General features: G+C 67.2%; 1 pseudogene. It reads right to left on the minus strand.

Annotated features, from left to right (window positions below):
- Positions 1-1471: pseudogene (locus M2447_RS13670) on the minus strand (hypothetical protein); the annotation flags it as partial.

A 1471-nucleotide genomic window follows, 5' to 3' on the forward strand; every position in this document is an offset into this window, starting at 1 on the left:
TGCGCGGTGTAGGCGGTGTTCGAGGTGGTGATCGTCATCGTGCCGCCGGTGAGGGTGAGCGCGCCGGTGCCGGTGATGTGGCCGTCGACGCGGCCTCCGTTGGCGATTGCTTGCGCCTTGCCGTTGAGGTTGAAGGCGGCGGAGGAGCTGATGTGGAGCCGGTCGGTTTGGCCGAGGGCGTTGTCGGCGCCGGCGACGAGCGTGCCGGTGGCGACGAATGTCGTGCCGGTGTAGGCATTGGTGTTGTTGAGCGTGATCGAATCGGTTGCCTCGATGCGGAGGTTGCCGGAGCCCGTGACCCTGGCGTGCAGTTCGTCTGCCCCGTTCAGAATCGCGTCGTCGATGTCGCCGGTGAGCAGCGTGGTCTTGCCGGCGAGAAGGTCGAGCGCGGTCAGCTCGTAGGAGAGGTGGATGCCGGTGTTGCTCGCGACCGCGGCAAAGTCGTAGGTGCCGCTGGCCACGGTGTCGCCGGACTGGTTGATGTCGAGTTGCGCGGCGTCGGTGATTTGGTTGCCGTGGTGATCAACGAGGTGCGTGCCGGTGACGAGCGTCTTGCCGCCGGCCGCAAGGGTGGTCGATTCAACGAGGGTGACGGAGCGGCCCTCGTCTTGCTGGAGCAGCGGGAGCGCGTTGTCGGCGAGGGCGCCGGTGTCGATGACCAGGACGGAGTCGCGGACGGCGAGCGTGCCGGTGCGGATGATGCCGGCCGCCTCCGTGCCGCTCGCGGCGAGCGTGAAGGCGAGCGTGCCGGATTGCAGCGTGAGGTTGCCGATTTGCTGCGCGCCGCTGCCGGTGGCGACGAAGGCGTTTTCGTCGATTTGCAAGGTGGCTTCGGTGAGAACGGCGGTGTTGGTGCCGGACAGGTCAAAGGTGGAATGGCCGAGTTCGAGGACGCCGGTGAAAAGGGCTGAAGGACTGAAGGCTGAAGGGCTGAAGGTGAAGGCGTTGCCGGAGAGGTTCACGGCGAGGGTGCCGGCGCCGGTCAGCGTGTTCGAGTAGGCCCACGCGGTGGTGGCGGCGAGGGTGAGCAGGCCGTCGATGTGCGTGTTGCCCAAGCCGAGGTTCGCGGTCGTGGAAACGGTGCCCGAGCCGGTGATGTTCCAAGCGGTGGAGTTTGTTCCGGTGAGGTTCACGCCCGCGCCGGTGACGGCGGTCGTGCCGGTGCCGCTGATGTTGTTGGCGAAGGTGCCCGTGGCGGCGAGGTCGAGGATCGCGTTGTTGATGACGGCACTGGTGCCGACGCCCCGGAGGTTTTCGAGTCGCAGCGTGCCGCCGGTGACGATGGTCGTGCCGGTGAGGGTTTCGTTGGCGCGCGCGATGGTGAGCGTGGTCGCGGCGTCGATTTTCTCGAAGACGCCAGAGCCGGAGAGCGCGGTATTGCCGAGGTTCGCGTCGGTCGAGGCGGCGAGGCGGCTGGTCGCGGAGATCGCGAAGGTGCCGCTGTAGTTTGTGTTGTCGGCGGTGAGCGTGA

It is taken from the genome of Ereboglobus sp. PH5-10 (genome assembly GCF_029504735.1).
In the GTDB taxonomy this organism is placed as follows: domain Bacteria; phylum Verrucomicrobiota; class Verrucomicrobiia; order Opitutales; family Opitutaceae; genus Ereboglobus.